Source organism: Burkholderia pyrrocinia (assembly GCF_022809715.1).
GTDB lineage: Bacteria > Pseudomonadota > Gammaproteobacteria > Burkholderiales > Burkholderiaceae > Burkholderia > Burkholderia pyrrocinia_C.
In genome coordinates this window covers 2,465,520-2,480,399 of the sequence record NZ_CP094459.1, presented here as the reverse complement: position 1 = coordinate 2,480,399, position 14,880 = coordinate 2,465,520, and the positions used below count along the sequence as shown (strand labels likewise).

Annotated in this window: 10 protein-coding genes and 1 tRNA gene; 5 read left to right on the top strand and 6 right to left on the bottom strand. The window is 67.7% G+C overall.

Annotation, left to right across the window (positions count from 1 at the left end; all coding sequences use genetic code 11):
• Positions 1 to 72 precede the first annotated feature (72 nt).
• The 3 genes from glnL to MRS60_RS11485 all read left to right on the top strand — a co-directional run bounded on the left by glnL (position 73) and on the right by MRS60_RS11485 (position 4,986).
• The gene (gene glnL, locus MRS60_RS11495; protein WP_034183539.1) at positions 73 to 1,215 is read left to right on the top strand and encodes a nitrogen regulation protein NR(II); all 1,143 of its coding nucleotides are present in this window, start codon (positions 73 to 75) and stop codon (positions 1,213 to 1,215) included.
• Between the two features lie 46 nt (positions 1,216 to 1,261).
• A complete protein-coding gene (gene ntrC, locus MRS60_RS11490; protein WP_243564711.1) occupies positions 1,262 to 2,779 on the top strand; it encodes a nitrogen regulation protein NR(I) in 1,518 nt (505 codons plus the stop codon).
• Between the two features lie 89 nt (positions 2,780 to 2,868).
• Positions 2,869 to 4,986: a prolyl oligopeptidase family serine peptidase gene (locus MRS60_RS11485; protein WP_243564710.1), complete on the top strand. Its 2,118-nt coding sequence runs from the start codon at positions 2,869 to 2,871 to the stop codon at positions 4,984 to 4,986.
• A gap of 22 nt (positions 4,987 to 5,008) precedes the next feature.
• Here MRS60_RS11485 and xth read toward each other — a convergent pair whose 3' ends face one another.
• The gene (gene xth / locus MRS60_RS11480) at positions 5,009 to 5,785 is read right to left on the bottom strand and encodes an exodeoxyribonuclease III (protein ID WP_034183542.1); all 777 of its coding nucleotides are present in this window, start codon (positions 5,783 to 5,785) and stop codon (positions 5,009 to 5,011) included.
• Positions 5,786 to 5,968: 183 nt separating this feature from the next.
• Here xth and MRS60_RS11475 point away from each other — a divergent pair.
• Positions 5,969 to 6,045: transfer RNA gene (locus MRS60_RS11475), tRNA-Met, on the top strand.
• A gap of 107 nt (positions 6,046 to 6,152) precedes the next feature.
• Here the strand turns inward: MRS60_RS11475 and MRS60_RS11470 are convergent.
• The gene (locus MRS60_RS11470; protein ID WP_243564709.1) at positions 6,153 to 6,845 is read right to left on the bottom strand and encodes an aspartate/glutamate racemase family protein; all 693 of its coding nucleotides are present in this window, start codon (positions 6,843 to 6,845) and stop codon (positions 6,153 to 6,155) included.
• 137 nt (positions 6,846 to 6,982) lie between these two features.
• On the opposite strand from MRS60_RS11470, the gene dinB reads away from it, so the two are divergent.
• On the top strand, positions 6,983 to 8,146 hold the full coding sequence (gene dinB / locus MRS60_RS11465) for a DNA polymerase IV (protein WP_034183544.1): 1,164 nt from the start codon (positions 6,983 to 6,985) through the stop codon (positions 8,144 to 8,146).
• A gap of 63 nt (positions 8,147 to 8,209) precedes the next feature.
• Here the strand turns inward: dinB and MRS60_RS11460 are convergent, their stop codons facing one another.
• The 4 genes from MRS60_RS11460 to fixL form a co-directional block, all read right to left on the bottom strand.
• Positions 8,210 to 10,297, bottom strand: a complete 2,088-nt coding sequence (locus tag MRS60_RS11460) for a M3 family metallopeptidase (protein WP_034183545.1) — start codon at positions 10,295 to 10,297, stop codon at positions 8,210 to 8,212.
• 245 nt (positions 10,298 to 10,542) lie between these two features.
• The gene (gene folD, locus MRS60_RS11455; protein WP_243564708.1) at positions 10,543 to 11,403 is read right to left on the bottom strand and encodes a bifunctional methylenetetrahydrofolate dehydrogenase/methenyltetrahydrofolate cyclohydrolase FolD; all 861 of its coding nucleotides are present in this window, start codon (positions 11,401 to 11,403) and stop codon (positions 10,543 to 10,545) included.
• Between the two features lie 229 nt (positions 11,404 to 11,632).
• Positions 11,633 to 12,271: an oxygen response regulator transcription factor FixJ gene (gene fixJ / locus MRS60_RS11450; RefSeq protein ID WP_006493245.1), complete on the bottom strand. Its 639-nt coding sequence runs from the start codon at positions 12,269 to 12,271 to the stop codon at positions 11,633 to 11,635.
• Positions 12,268 to 14,784 carry an oxygen sensor histidine kinase FixL gene (gene fixL, locus MRS60_RS11445; RefSeq protein WP_034183547.1) on the bottom strand — a complete coding sequence of 839 codons (2,517 nt, stop codon included), beginning with the start codon at positions 14,782 to 14,784 and terminating at the stop codon, positions 12,268 to 12,270. Before fixL ends, fixJ begins: the two co-directional genes overlap by 4 nt.
• Positions 14,785 to 14,880: the final 96 nt, after the last annotated feature.

Genomic DNA, 14,880 nt, shown 5'->3' with positions numbered 1-14,880 from the left:
GGCGTCCAGCCGTCCCTTTTTTGTTCCGACGATTTTCATTTTCTGGCCCGTTGAGGCGCGACAAGCACGCAGATGGTTCTGAAGAATCTGATCAAGGCGAAGACGGGGCAGCCCGAGCGGCTGACGGACGACGAGCGGCTTGCGCGTTCGGGCCTGCTTGCGGGGCTGGAAGCGCTGCCGACGGTCGTGATCGTGCTCGACCGCAAGACGCTGCGGATCGCGTTCGCGAACCCGTCGGCGGAGGCAATGCTCGACATCTCGCGCAGGCAGCTCGCGCAGCGGCCGTGGGGCGAGATTTTTCCGAACGCGAACGAGCTCGCATCGACGATCACCGCGATCGGCGAGGAGCGCTTTCACGCGACGCACCTCGATACCGTGCTCGACCGGCCCGGCCGCGAACCGCTGCACGTGCACGCGATCGTCGGCTTCCTCGAGACCGCGCCCGATTTCGTACTCGTCGAGCTGTTCGAGAACGAGCGTCAGTCGCGCACCGATCGCGAGGAGCGCATTCACGACCTGACCGCGGTCAACAAGCAGTTGATCCGCAACCTCGCGCACGAGATCAAGAACCCGCTCGGCGGAATTCGCGGCGCAGCCCAGCTGCTCGAATTCGAACTCGGCGAGCGCGAGCGCGGCGAGCTGCGCGAATACACGCAGGTGATTATCAAGGAGTCCGACCGCCTGCAGACGCTCGTCGACCGGTTGCTGGAGCCGCATCGGCATCCGCACATCGTCGGCGACGTGAACATTCATGAAGTGTGCGAACGCGTGCGCGCGGTGATGCTCGCGGAATTCCCGCGCGGGCTCACGATCGAGCGCGACTACGACGTGAGCGTGCCGGATCTGCGCGGCGACAAGGAGCAACTGATCCAGGCGCTGCTCAACATCGTGCGCAACGCCGCGCAGGCGCTGCGCGAACGGATCGCGCAGGGCGACGCGAAGATCGAGCTGCGCACCCGCATCGCGCGCAAGATCACGATCGCGAAGCGCCTGTACAAGCTGGCACTGGACTTGCACGTGATCGACAACGGGCCCGGCATTCCGGAAGAGATCCGCGACCGGATCTTCTACCCGCTCGTGTCCGGGCGCGACGACGGCAGCGGCCTCGGCCTCACGCTCGCGCAGACGTTCGTGCAGCAGCACGACGGGATGATCGAGGTCGAGAGCCGGCCCGGACGTACCGAATTTCAGATTCTGCTGCCGCTCGACCATTGAGCGGCGACAGCACGATTCACCGGATTCACCCATACCTGACCGACCTATGAAGCCGATCTGGATAGTAGACGACGACCAATCGATCCGCTGGGTGCTTGAAAAGGCACTCGCCCGGGACAGCTTCGCGACGAAGAGCTTCGCGAACGTGCGCGACGCGCTGGCCGCGCTCGACCACGAGACGCCGCAAGTGCTCGTGTCCGACATCCGCATGCCGGGCGGCTCGGGCCTCGAGCTGCTGCAGGCGATGCACGAGCGGCTGCCGGGCCTGCCCGTCATCATCATGACGGCGTTCTCCGATCTCGACAGTGCCGTCGCGGCGTTCCAGGGCGGCGCGTTCGAATATCTCGCGAAGCCGTTCGACGTCGACAAGGCGGTCGAGCTGATTCGCCGCGCGGTCGAGGAAAGCCTGCGCGGCGGTGCGCCGCAGGACGAGCGCGTCGCCGAGGCGCCCGAGATGCTCGGCCAGGCGCCCGCGATGCAGGACATGTTCCGCGCGATCGGCCGCCTGTCGCATTCGGCCGCGACGGTGCTGATCACCGGCGAATCGGGCACCGGCAAGGAACTCGTCGCGCGTGCGCTGCACCGTCACAGCCCGCGCGCGAACGGGCCGTTCATCGCGCTGAACACCGCGGCGATTCCGAAGGACCTGCTCGAATCCGAGCTGTTCGGCCATGAGCGCGGCGCGTTCACGGGCGCGCAGACGACGCGGCAGGGCCGCTTCGAGCAGGCCGAGAACGGCACGCTGTTCCTCGACGAAATCGGCGACATGCCGTTCGACCTGCAGACACGCCTGCTGCGCGTGCTGTCGGACGGGCAGTTCTATCGGGTCGGCGGGCACAACCCGCTGCGCGCGAACGTGCGCGTGATTGCCGCGACGCACCAGAATCTCGAATCGCGCGTGCGGCAGGGGCTGTTCCGCGAAGACCTTTACCACCGGCTCAACGTGATCCGGCTGCGCCTGCCGCCGCTGCGCGAACGCAGCGAGGACATCGCGCTGCTCACGCGCCACTTCCTGCAGAAGAGCGCGCGCGATCTCGGCGTCGAGCCGAAGCGCGTGTCCGACGATGCGCTCGCGTACCTGACGTCGCTGGCGTTTCCCGGCAACGTGCGGCAGCTCGAGAACCTCGCGAACTGGCTGACCGTGATGGCGCCCGCGCAGACGGTCGAGATCAAGGACCTGCCGCCCGACCTCGTGCCGACCGGTGCTCCGGTCGTCGCGACGGGCGACGGCGCGGATGCGCGCGGCAGCAGCGGCGATGCCGCGCTCGCGCAACCGATGATCGGTGCGGCGCCGGTGGCATCCGCGCCTGTCGCGGCCGCGCCGAGCGGCGGCGCGCCGGCCGGCTATCCGGTGTGGGAGCATGGCCTGCGCACCGAAGTCGCGCGGCTGTTGCGCGAGAACTCGGCCGACGTGATGGACGAGCTCGCGCGCCGCTTCGAGGCGGCCGTGATCCGCGAGGCGCTCGACTTCACGCGCGGCCGCAAGGTCGAGGCCGCGGAGCGGCTCGGCATCGGCCGCAACACGATCACGCGCAAGATCCAGGAACTGCACCTGGAGCCCTGAGCACGATTCGCGGCATGCGCGGGCGTCGCGCATGCCGCGATCGGACATAATCGCGGTTTGCACGCAGTTTCCCAATCCGCCGATCCGCAATGTCCGATTCCTTCCGCTGGCCCGCCGGGGCCGACCCGTTCCGTTTCCTCGAAGCGCTCGACAGCAAGCGCGCCCGCACGTGGGTCGACGAGCAGAATGCGCGCACGCGCGCCGCGCTGCGCGACGACGACGCATTTCGCGCGCTCACGGCGCGTCTCGCGAAAGCGTATCTGCCGCGCGAACGCCCGGTGATTCCGACCCGCTGGCGCGACTGGGCCTACGACCTGTGGCAGGACGATCTCCATCCGAAGGGGCTGTGGCGCCGCACGCGCTGGGACGACTGGCGCGCCGGCCGTCCGGCGTGGGAAACGCTGCTCGACGTCGACGCGCTCGGTACCGAGGAGGGCGAGTCGTGGGTGTTCGAGCAGGACGCGATCCTGTATCCGGACGGCGATCGCGCGCTGCTGTCGCTGTCGCCGGGCGGTGCCGACGCGGTCGTCGTGCGCGAGTTCGATCTCGTCGAGCGCCGTTTCGTCGACGGCGGTTTCACGATCGACGAGCCGGGGCATCACACGATCGGCTGGATCGACCGCGATACCGTCTACGTGAGCTGGGATCGCGGCGACGCGCATACGACCGCGGCCGGTTATCCGTATGAAGCGCGGCGCTGGGCGCGCGGCACGCCGCTTGCCGACGCGCCCGTCGTATTCCGCGGCGAACCCGACGATATCAGCGCGGGCGCTGGGTTCGATCCGATCGACAACCGCCATGTTGCATGGCGCAGCGTCGATTTCTTCGACTCGCATGCGTACCGGCTGACGGACGCGGGCGAGTGGGCGCGCTACGACGTGCCGACGCATGTCGAGGTCGGGTTCTGGGAGGGCTGGCTCGTGCTGGAGCCGCGCCTCGACTGGGACTGCGGCGGCGTGCGCCATGCGGGCGGGTCGCTGCTCGCGATCCGCGAGCAGGCGTTCCTGGCCGGGTCGCGCGAGCTCACGACGCTGTTCGCGCCGCAACCGTCGACTTCCGCCTGCACGTGGACGCACACGCGCACGATGCTGATCGCGAGCTGGCTCGACGACGTGCACAACCGCACGATGCTGTGGCAGCCGCGGCAGGCCGACGACGGCACGTGGACGTGGGACGCGCGGCCGTTCGACTGGCCGGGCGACGCGCAGATCGACGTCGAGCCCGTCGAGTCGACGCTGAACGACGAAGTCTACGTGGACGTCGACACCTATCTCGATCCGCCCGAATGCTGGCTGGCCGATCTTGCCGATCGCGCGGCCGATGCGCCGTCGCGCCGCGTGCTGCTCGACCGGCCGCCGGTGCAGTTCGATGCGGCCGGGCTCGTCGTGCGTCGTGCAAGCGCGCGCTCGCGCGACGGCACGGTGGTGCCGTACACGCTGATCGGGCCGCGCGATGCGCTGGACGCCCTCGATGCGCCCGGCGGCGCCGCGCGCGTCGCGCGGCCGTGCCTGCTGTCGGGTTATGGCGGCTTTGCGATCCCGAACCTGCCGGGCTACAGCGATGCGTTCGGCATCGGGTGGCTCGAGCGCGGCGGCGTCTTGGCGTTCGCGCACATCCGCGGCGGCGGCGAGTTCGGGCCGCGCTGGCACGTCGACGCGCAGCGCGAACACCGGCAGCGTTCGTTCGACGACTTCATCGCGGTGGCCGAGGATCTGGCTGCCACCGGCGTGACAACCGCCGCGCAGCTCGGGATCGAGGGCGGCAGCAACGGCGGGCTGCTGGTCGCCGCGTGCATGGCGCAGCGGCCGGAGTTGTTCGGCGCGGTGCTGTGCCGCGTGCCGCTGCTGGACATGCGGCGTTATCCGAAGCTGCACGCGGGCGCCGCGTGGCTCGACGAATACGGCGACCCGGACGATCCGCGCGAGGGCGCGGCGCTGGCCGCGTATTCGCCGTATCACCGCGTGCGCGAAGGCGTCGCGTATCCGCCGCTGCTGCTGACGACGTCGACGCGCGACGATCGCGTGCATCCCGCGCATGCGCGCAAGATGGCCGCGCGCATGCATGCGCTCGGTCACGAACGGGTGTGGTACTGGGAGAACACCGACGGCGGCCACGGCAGCGCCGACGATCTGGAACGCGCCGAATCCGACGCGGCCGAATTCGGGTTCCTGTGGGCCCATCTCGGGCCGGCGCCCGCGCGGCGCTGAACGCGCGCGGGCTACTGCGCGATCAGCCGACGACCGCGACGACGGGCGTGTGGTCGGACGGCTGTTCCCACGTCCGCGGCGTGCGGTCGACCTCGCACGACGTGCAGGTTGCGGCGAGCGCCGGCGACAGCAGGATGTGGTCGATGCGCAGCCCCGCGTTGCGGCGGAACGCCATCATCCGGTAGTCCCACCACGTGAAGGTCTTCTCGGGCTGTTCGAAGCGGCGGAACGCATCGACGAAGCCGAGCTCGATCAGCTTCGTGAAGTGCGCGCGTTCCTGCGGCGACACGAGGTTCTGGCCTTCCCATTTCGCGGGATCGTGCACGTCGCGGTCTTCCGGCGCGATGTTGTAGTCGCCGAGCAGCGCGAGCTTCGGGTGGCGCTGCAGCTCGGTGCTCAGCCATGCGTGCAGCGCGTCGAGCCACTGCATCTTGTAGACGAACTTGTCGGAGTCGAGCGCCTGGCCGTTCGGAAAATAGGCGGACACGATGCGCACGCCGTCGATCGTCGCGGCGACCACGCGCTGCTGCGGATCGTCGAAGCCGGGAATGTTGCGCACGATGTCCGATTCGTCGACGGACAGCGTGTCGCGCGCGAGGATCGCGACGCCGTTGTAGGTCCTCTGGCCCGTGAACCAGCTGCGGTAGCCGATCGCTTCGAGATCGGCGCGCGGGAATTTCTCGTCCGGCAGCTTCAGTTCCTGCAGGCACAGCACGTCGGTGCCGCTTTGCGCGAGCCAGTCGAGCACGTGCTGCTTGCGGACGTTGAGCGAGTTGACGTTCCAGGTGGCGATTTTCATGAACGGGAGTGTGCGTGCGGGGTGAATGCGAAGGCCGCCATCTTACCGCGAGCACGCGGCGCGAACGCGCGCGATGCGCGAAGCGGCGAAGGTGTCACGCATCGCTGGATCGGGGAGGGGAGAAGAAATTGTGACAAAAGTGTTGACGTAAGTACTCCCTCACCCTATAATTTATTTCTCTGACGCGGGGTGGAGCAGTCTGGCAGCTCGTCGGGCTCATAACCCGAAGGTCGTAGGTTCAAATCCTACCCCCGCAACCAAGCACACCAGACGATGTGCAGCGCAAGTGACCGATGCGCGCTTCGTCGACAGGAACCCGGCCTCGTGCCGGGTTTTTTGTTTTCTGCGCGCGCGTCGTTGCGCGTCGCTATTGCGCAGCCCACTCAACGGCCGCCTTCGCATGCAGCGCGGTCGTGTCGAATACCGGCAGCGGCGAGTCGTCCGCGCCGATCAGCAGCGTGATTTCCGTACAGCCGAGGATCACGGCCTGCGCACCGCGCTTCGCCAGTCCTTCGATGATCGTCACGTACGTCGCGCGCGATTCGGGCGAGATGACGCCGTGACACAGCTCGTCGTAGATGATCCGGTGCACGTCGTCGCGCCCGCGTTCGTCCGGTACGAGCACGTCCATCCCGAACTTTTCGCGCAGCCGGTCCGCATAGAACGGCAACTCCATCGTATAGCGCGTGCCGAGCAGCGCAACGCGCTCGACGCCCGCGTCGCGCAGCGCGGTGCCCGTCGGATCGGCGATGTGCAGGAACGGCAGCGTCACCGCGGCTTCGATCGCGTCGTGCACGCGGTGCATCGTATTGGTCGTCAGCACGACGAGATCGGCGCCGGCCGCTTCGAGCTGCCGCGCGGCGTCGGCCATCCGTTCGCCGAGCGCGGCCCAGTCGTGCGTGCGCTGCAGCGCTTCGATCTCCGCGAAATCGACCGTCACCAGCACGCTCTTCGCGTTGTGGTGTCCGCCATGCAGCGCCTTCGAGTGCCGGTTGATCATCCGGTAGTACTCGGCCGACGATTCCCAGCTCATTCCGCCGATCAGTCCGATCGTCTTCATTCGTCACCTTTGCGTTTCGTGTGTCGCGGCAGACGAGTATAGGCGCCGCTCTCCGCGCACGGCCGGTACGATCCGCGCAAAGCGGGCCGGTACGGCGCAGCCGGGCGCGGCTGCACGCGACAGTTGAAACCGGCACTGTGTTTTTGTACAGTATCGGCACCGTGAACCCGACCACCATTCCGCCTGCCGATCCGCACGCACCGCCGCCTGGCGACGCGCTGCCGCGCATGCGCAAGATCATTCACTGCGATTGCGACTGCTTCTACGCGTCGGTCGAGATGCGCGACGACCCGTCGCTGCGCAATCGGCCGCTTGCGGTCGGCGGCCGGCCCGACCAGCGCGGCGTGATCGCGACCTGCAACTACGAGGCGCGGCGCTACGGCGTGCATTCGGCGATGTCGTCGGCGCTGGCGATGCGCAAGTGTCCGGACCTGCTGATCCTGCCGTCCGCGATGGACAAGTACCGCGCGGCGTCGCGGCAGATCATGGCGATCTATCGCGACTACACGCCCGACGTCGAGCCGCTGTCGCTCGACGAGGCGTACCTCGACGTCAGCGGGTCCGAGCGGTGCCAGGGCAGCGCGACGCTGATCGCGCGGGAGATCCGCCAGCGCGTGCACGACACCGTCGGCGTGACCGTGTCGGCCGGCGTCGCGCCGAACAAGTTCATCGCGAAGATCGCATCCGACTGGAACAAGCCCGACGGCCTGTTCGTCGTGCGGCCGCACGAGATCGACGCGTTCGTCGCGGCGCTGCCGGTGCGCAAGCTGCACGGCGTCGGCAAGGTGACGGCCACGCGGCTCGACCGGCTCGGCATCCAGACCTGCGCGCAATTGCGCGACTGGCCGCTGATCGACCTGCACCGCGAATTCGGCGCGTTCGGGCGGCGGCTGTACGAGCTGTCGCGCGGGATCGACGAGCGGCCCGTGCAGGCCGACCAGGAGCGCAAATCGGTCAGCGTCGAGACGACTTACGTGACCGACCTGACGACGCTCGAGCAATGCGCGGAGGAAATCCGCCGCCTGGTCGTGCAGCTCGACGCACGAATCGCGCGCGCGGGTGCCGCGCGGTCGATCCGCAAGCTGTACGTGAAGATCCGCTTCGCCGATTTCCAGCGCACGACGGTCGAGTGCGTGGCCGACGCGACGAATGCGGATACGGCCGTCACGCTGCTCGCGAAGGGGCTGCAGCGGCGCGCGCAGGCCGTGCGGCTGCTCGGCGTCGGCGTACGCATCGACGAGGACACGGCCGAGCGTCACGGGCAGTTCTCGCTGTTCGACGACGAATCGCCGGCACCATGAAAAAAGGCACCGCCGAAGCGGTGCCTGTCGATGCAGCCCGAACGGCCGGGCGGCGCGGCGTACTCAGTGCGCGGGCGCGGCCATCCCGTTGTGGCGCAGCAGCGCATCGATTTCCGGCTCGCGGCCGCGGAACGCCTTGAACGAATCCATCGCCGGACGGCTGCCGCCGACCTCGAGGATTTCGCGGCGATAGCGCGTGCCGGTCGCCGCGTCGAGCACGCTGCCGCTCGCGGCGGCCGCTTCCTCGAACGCCGCGTACGCGTCGGCCGACAGCACCTCGGCCCACTTGTAGCTGTAGTAGCCGGCTGCATAACCGCCCGCGAAGATATGGCTGAACGTGTTCGGCCAGCGCGAGAACGCCGCCTGCGGGATCACGTGATAGCGCTCGTTGATCTCGCGCGCGAACGCGGTCACGCCGGTCGAGCCCGCCGGGTCGAAGTCGACGTGCAGCAGCATGTCGAACATCGAGAACACGATCTGGCGCAGCGTGCCGAGCCCGCTCTGGAAATTCTTCGCGGCGATCATCTTGTCGAACAGTTCGCGCGGCAGCGTGGCGCCCGTGTCGACGTGCGACGACATCGACGACAGCACGTCCCACTCCCAGCAGAAGTTCTCCATGAACTGCGACGGCAGCTCGACCGCATCCCATTCGACGCCGTTGATGCCCGACACGCCGAGCTCGTCGACGCGCGTGAGCATGTGATGCAGCCCGTGGCCGAACTCATGGAACAGCGTGATGACTTCGTCGTGCGTGAAGCACGCGGGCTTGCCGCCGACCGGCGCCGAGAAGTTGCAGGTCAGGTACGCGACCGGCGTCTGCACGGTGCTGCCGCGCTTCGCACGCGAACGCGCGTCGTCCATCCATGCGCCGCCGCGCTTGCCTTCGCGCGCGTACAGGTCGAGATAGAACTGCGCGACGAGCGAGCCGTCGCGGTTCTCGACGCGGAAGAAGCGCACGTCCTTGTGCCACACCGGTGCGTCGTCCGGCTTGATCCGCACGCCGAACAGCGTCTCGGTGACGGTGAACAGGCCCTTCAGCACGGCCGGCTCCGGGAAGTACTGCTTGACCTCGTTTTCCGAGAACGCATAGCGCTGCTGGCGCAGTTTTTCGGCCGCGTACGCGACGTCCCACGGCGCGAGTTCGGCGAGGCCGAGTTCCTTCGCGGCGAATGCGCGCAGTTCGTCCCAGTCCTTGTCCGCATGCGGGCGCGCACGCGTCGCGAGATCCTCGAGGAATGCGATCACCTGCTGCGGCGATTCGGCCATCTTCGGCGCGAGCGACACTTCGGCGAAGTTGCGGTAGCCGAGCATCTGCGCCTCTTCGCGGCGCAGCTTCAGCTCGTCGGCGACGATTGCCGTGTTGTCCCATTCGGCGTTGCCGCCGCCGTACTGCGGCCCGAGTTCCGACGCGCGCGTCGCATAGGCGCGGTAGAGCGTCTCGCGCAGCGCGCGGTTGTCCGCGTACTGCAGCACCGGGAAGTAAGACGGGAAGTGCAGCGTGAATTTCCAGCCGTCCTTGCCGTCCTTCTGCGCGGCTTCGCGGGCGGCTTCGATCGCGTCGCCGGGCAGGCCGGCCAGTTCGGCGTCGTCCTGCGCGAAGTACGCGTACGCGTTGGTCGCGTCGAGCACGTGGTCGGAGAACGCCTTCGACAGCGCGGCCTGCTGTTCCTGCAGTTCCGCGAAGCGCGGCTTCCGGTCTTCGGGCAGTTCGGCGCCCGACAGGCGGAAATCGCGCAGTGCATTGTCGAGGATCTTCTTGCGCTCGGCGGACAGCGTCGCGTATTCGGCACTCGCGGCGATCGCCTTGTATTTCTCGTACAGCGCGAGATTCTGGCCGACGCTCGACCAGAACTCGGTCACGCGCGGCAGGTTCTCGCCGTATGCGGCCCGCAGCTCGGGCGTGTCGGCGACCGCGTTCAGGTGACCGACGATGCCCCATGCGCGGCCGAGCGGCTCCGTCGCCTGCTCGACCGTCTCGACGACGGCGGCCCAGGTCGACGGCGTCGCGGGCGCGCTCGCGGCCTCGACCGCGCGGCTGGCTGCGTCGAGCAGCGTATCGAGCGCGGGCGTCACGTGTTCCGGACGGATTTCGCCGAAGCGGGGCAGGTCGGAGAAGTCGAGGAGCGGATTTGTATTGGCGCTGGCGGACATAAGACTCCCTGTTTGTTGCCGGATGAACCGGGATGAAAAGGGTAACGGCGCGATGGCGCCCGATACCGACATTATTGGGGCGCATCGTGCGCTTTCCAATCGTTAGTTTCTAACGGTGCGATTGACGCAGGGGCGGATGCGGGGGAAGGCCGTCGAGCAACGTGCAGCCGGCGTGGTGCAGCCGGCGCGGTGCGGCTGGCGAGACGCCGGCGCACGGAACCGCGCGCCGGCTGAACGGGCAGGGGTCAGGCGGCCGCGGCGGCGGCGCGCTCGGCGGCTTCGATCGTGTTGATCAGCAGCATCGTGATGGTCATCGGGCCGACGCCGCCCGGCACCGGCGTGATGTGGCCGGCGACTTCCTTCACGCCCGCGAAATCGACGTCGCCGCACAGCTTGCCCGCGTCGTCGCGGTTCATGCCGACGTCGATCACCGTCGCGCCGGGCTTCACCATGTCGGCCGTCAGGACGTTGCGCTTGCCGACCGCGGCAACCACGACGTCGGCCTGCCGCGTGTGCGCGGCGAGGTCGCGCGTCTTGCTGTGGCAGATCGTCACGGTCGCGCCGGCTTCGAGCAGCAGCATCGCCATCGGCTTGCCGACGATGTTCGAGCGGCCGATCACGACCGCGTTCGCGCCCTGCAGCGCGATGTCGTGCGCCTCGAACATCTTCATCACGCCGTACGGCGTGCACGGGCGGAACAGCGGCTTGCCGGTCATCAGCGCGCCGGCGTTCGCGACGTGAAAGCCGTCGACGTCCTTCTCCGGCGCGATCGCCTCGAGCACCTTGTGGCTGTCGATGTGCGCGGGCAGCGGCAACTGGACGAGGATGCCGTGGATCTTCGGGTCGCGGTTCAGTTCGTCGATGCGCGCGAGCAGGTCGGCTTCCGACAGCGTTGCCGGGTACGCGTCCTTCAGCGAGAAGAAACCGTTGTCCTCGCATGCCTTGATCTTGTTGCGCACATAGACTTCGCTCGCCGGGTTCTCGCCGACGAGGATCACCGCGAGGCCGGGCTGGTGGCCGCGTGCGGTTAGGGCGGCGGCGCGTTCGGCGGCCTGCGCGCGCAAGGTCTTCGAAAGGGCGTTGCCGTCGATGAGGAGGGCTGTCATGGTGGTGGGTCCTGCCGGGAAGTTGGAATGCGTGCGTACGGCACCGAAGCGCCGCAGCAAAACACGCAATTATACCGTTCGCCTGCTGCCGTCCGACAGCGAATAAGCGGAAAGCGTCATGGCCGCGGCGCTCGCGCGCCGGGAGGAAAGGCCGCCGCCGCGCGAGTGGGCCGCATCGCGCGGGGCGGCAGCGGGCCGGGCGGGCAGTGCCGCCGCGGCCGGCGAGCGCTCAGGCCTGTTTCTTCGACAGCGCGAGGCGCAGCAGGTCGGCCACCGTGTTGACGTTGAGCTTTTCCATGATGTTCGCGCGGTGCGCTTCGACCGTCTTGATGCTGATGCCGAGATCGTCGGCGATCTGCTTGTTCAGGCGGCCCGCAATGATCCGTTCGAGCACCTGCTGCTCGCGCGCGGTCAGCTTCGACAGGCGTTCGCTCGCGGCACGCTGTTCCTGGACGCTCTTGCTTTCGCTTCGGGCCTTGTCGAGCATCCGCTCGACGAGCTTGCGCAGCTCGGCTTCGTCGAACGGTTTCTCGATAAAGTCCATCGCACCCTTTTTCATCGTCGACACGGCCATCGGCACGTCGCCGTGACCGGTGACGAAGATGATCGGCAGCGCGGCGTTGTCGGCGATCAGGCGTTCCTGCAGTTCGAGGCCGCTCATGCCCGACATCCGCACGTCGAGGATCAGGCATGCGATCTGGCCGGCCTGCTGCGCAGGCTGGTATGCATCGAGGAATTGCTCGGCGCTCGAGAAGCATTGCACGCGATAGCCGTTCGCCTCCAGCAGCCAGCGCAGCGAGTCCCGTACGGCCTCGTCGTCGTCGACGACAAAGACGGTTTCCTGAGTGGTGGTGACAGGGCTATTCATAGTTCTCCCGTTACGGTATGTGATGCCGATGCCTCGCGCCCCCCTTGGCCGAGATCAGCGGGTTCCCCAATGGGCAGGCTGCAGTGGAACGTCGCGCCGGAAATGCGGCCATCCGGCTCGACGTTGTTGACCACCCACAGACGCCCCCGATGCGATTCGATGATCGAACGGCAGATGTTCAGCCCCATGCCCATGCCATCGGACTTGGTGCTGTAAAACGGTTCGAACAGGCGTTCGGCGGTCGCTTCGTCGACGCCCGGACCCTGGTCGATCACGCGGATGTCGACGAATCCCGCATCGATGTCGGCGACGACGCGGATCACGCCGTCCGCCGACGCCGGCTTCACGTCGGCCATCGCCTCGGCCGCGTTCTTCATCAGGTTCATCAGCACCTGCTCGATCAGCACGGGGTCGACATAAATAATAGGCATTCTTGCGAGGATTTCCGTGACGATCCGGATCCTGCGCTTCCTGGCCTCGATTTCGGCGAGCCCGACCGCGTCGGCGACGATGTCCGCGACGCGCGCCGGCTGGCGCTTCGGCTCGCTGCGCTTCACGAATTCGCGGATCCGCTTGACGATCATCCCCGCCCGCAGCGCCTGCTGCGCGGTCTTTTCCAGCGCGGGCTGCAGCGTCTCGGGCGTGCCGCGGCCGCTCTTGACGAGCGCCAACGTGCCCGAGCAGTAGTTGTTGATCGCGGCGAGCGGCTGATTCAATTCGTGAGCAATCGACGACGCCATTTCACCCATCGTCATCAATCGGCTCGTGAATTGCAGCTTCTCTTCCTGCTGGTGCGCGAGTTCCTGCGCCTTCTTGCGGGTCGTGATGTCGGTCGCGATCTGCATCTGCGCGAGATGGCCGTCCACCCACTGGATGTACTGGCGGCGCACCTCGAACCACTTCTGGATGCTCTCGACGTACACCTCCTGCGCATCGGCGGTGCTGCTCGTCAGCGCGGCGGCCGGCAGGCCCGCGAATGCGTCGACCATGTCGATCGAGTCGGACGATGCCTGCGCGCGGTCGAAGCCGCCGCCCGACAGCTCGAGATGGCCGTCGGGGCGGATGCCGAACAGGTGGCGGTAGTAGCGGTTCGCGAACAGCAGCTCGGCCTCGTCGGCGGCCAGCACCGACACCGCGGCGTCGAGGCTTTCGAGCACCGTCGTGAAGCGCTCGTGCGCGGCCGCGAGTTCCTCGCGCGCGCGCTTCGGCTCGGTGATGTCGGTCATCGACGACATCCAGCCCGTCTGGCGGCCGGAACTGTCGATCAGCGGCGATACGTACAGGCGCGCATGGAACAGCGTGCCGTTCTTGCGCCGCACGCGCAGCTCGAACCCCGAGCTCGGCGCCTTGCCGCGCAGCGTCATGTCGAGCTGGCGCTGCATTTCCGGGTAAGCGTCGCGCGGCCAGTACGGGAACGGCGCGACCTTGCCGACGAGGTCGGTTTCGTCCCAGCCGGTCATCCGGCAGAACGCGGGGTTCACGTGCGTGATGCGGCCGTGCATGTCGAGCACGCGCATGCCGATCAGCACCGAGTTTTCCATCGCACGGCGGAAGAACGCTTCCGCGTACAGCGCCTGCTGCGCCTCGAAGCGCTGGCGCGTGTGCTTCCACAGGCTCCAGAGGCTCCACAGCACGAAGCACGACAGCCCCGCGACGAGCCACACGAGCGTGTTGTTGGTCAGGTTCGTGAGCTGCGGGAACGCGTACACGCGCACGGTCAGCCCCTGGCCGGGCGGATCGAGCGGCAGGTCGTAGTGCGAGTCGCGCGGCAGGCGCGGGCGCGTCGACGTGGACGACAGCTCGCGGTTGTTCGAGTCGGTGATCGAGATCTTGTACTTCGACGATAGCTCCTGCGGGATGTCGTGCTTCAGGATGCCTTCGACCGAGAACACCGCGGCGATCGAGCCGAGATATTCGCGGTCGCCGCGCATCACGGGTGTCTGCAGCGTGATGAAGCCGTTGCCGAAGTCGTCGTAGATCAGCGGCGAATAGGCCTGGCGGCGCGTGCTGCGCGCTTCGTCATAGGCGCCGCGCACGGCGTCCTGCATCTGCGCGTCGCCGGGCTTCGCGAGCCGCTGGCCGAGCAGCGGCGGATGCACGGCCGGCCAGCGCTGCACGCCGGGCGATGTGTACCAGTTCAGGTAGAGGATTTCCGGATGCGTCTGCATCACGTCCGCGACGGCCATCTGGAACGCGTTCTGGTCGAGGCGGCCCGACGCGAGATCGCGCGACAGCGCCTGGAGCTGCTCCTGCGCGCCCGTCATCGACAGGCGGATCTGCTGCTGCGCCCACGCGACGTTACGGAAGAGGGTGTCTTCCTGCTGCTGCTGTTCGCGGCGATTGAGGCTCCACAGGATGAGGCTCATCACCACGAGGAACACGAGGATCGACAGCAGCGGCGTCAGCAAATAGGAATTGGACCACCACGGTCCGTGGTGCCAACGGGACGGCTGCGACTCCGCCGGCGGGCCCGACGGTCGCGCCGAGCGTGCGAAAAGCCGATCGGTCAACATGGCAGGATTGTAGCGCAGCGCAATACATGGAAAACCCATACCGGATATGTTGAACGGAAACGGATTTATGCCGCCGGGACGTGCCGCGGAGCCCCG